At 44.1% G+C, this 1,383-nt stretch carries 1 protein-coding gene; it reads right to left on the reverse strand.

What is annotated here, in order from left to right; all coding sequences use genetic code 11:
* Positions 1-1,383, reverse strand: a 1,383-nt coding sequence (locus tag A1D25_RS00860) for an Ig-like domain-containing protein (protein WP_240327069.1), incomplete at both ends; no start/stop codon positions are given.

Raw genomic sequence — 1,383 nt, forward strand, 5'->3', positions numbered from 1 at the left:
TCTGGTTTGCTATCTGCTTTCGCTTTTGCGGTGAAAGTGTCGCCTGCGTTGATTTCATCAACTTCAGCATCTGCACCTGCTTTTAGCTCATCTTTTGCACCTTTTTCAACTAGGGTTGCAGTGAAGTTTCCGTCTTCATCGGTTTCAACTTCTGCGACTTTTTTGCCGTCTTTGTCGAAAATGCTGACTTTAGTGCCGGCTGGCTCGCCTTCTACTTTACCTGTAATTACCACTTTATCTGGGTTAGTATCGGCTTGTTCATTTAAGTCGTAACCTTTGACTTCGGTGATTTCAGGTTTACCTGTGGTTTGGTCTGAGCCTGCAATCGCTTTGGCAATTTCCGCATCTTCTGGCGATTTGTTGCCTGCAACATCAATGTTTTGAGCGGTCACTTCTGTGCCATCTTTTACTGCATTTTCTGGAATGGTGACTTTGTCTTGTCCATCAATTGCATCTGGCACAAGTGGGTTGTCACTCTTCCAAGAGCCATCAGGTTGTTTTGTTAAGGTTGCCTCTACAGGAGTATCTTGACCTTCAGGGGTAAATTTGATTTTTAATGTATCACCTGGTACAGCATTTTCAGGTAAAGAAACATCTACGCTACCATCCGCACCATTTGCAGTTACACTTGGTGTTTCAGGAGCGGTTTTATCCTCAAAATCTGTTACCACATCTGTAGTTGGGAGTTCAACAGCATTACTTGGTTGTTTTTCAGGGTTTTCTGCTTTAACAACAAGTGTTTCACCACTTTTCGGTTTTTCTACCGGATTGATTGTGAAGTTACCTTCGTCATCAGTTGTTTTACCTTCACCTAATAAGTTGCCATCTTTGTCGTACACTTTAACTGGCGTACCTACAGGCTCACCTGGTACTTTACCTGTTACTTCGTAAGCATCCACTTTACCGTCTGCTGGGCTATCTTGGTCAATCACTTTGGTGATTTTAGCCGTTGGTTGAGCTGTTTTTGGTACATCAACAGGTTGTGTTGGGTCAGATTCACCTGGTACTTTTACCGTATTAGTTGGTAAATCACCTGCTTCCGCATTTGGTTTTGCTTCTGGCTTGTTGGTGTTACCTGCAGTATCTGCGGTTTCTGCACTAATGGTGCTGCCTGGAGGTGCGACAATAGTTACTGTGCCATCAGGGTTTACCGCTGGTGATTTTGCAGGATCTGTTGGTTCCCACTTGCCTTCATCATTGACTTTGTATTCGTGTTCCACTTTTTCACCGTCTTTTTCTACGGTTACTTTTGTGGTATCACCAACGTTCGCATTTGGGTCAAGGGTTACTTCTGCACCATTTGGTGTTGGCGCAAGTTCCACAGTCGGTGCGGTATTATCGGCTTTGATAATCTCTGCATCAGCAACGGCTATTGGTGCTTCA

This window comes from Ursidibacter arcticus (assembly GCF_009761375.1).
Taxonomy (GTDB): Bacteria; Pseudomonadota; Gammaproteobacteria; order Enterobacterales; family Pasteurellaceae; genus Ursidibacter; species Ursidibacter arcticus.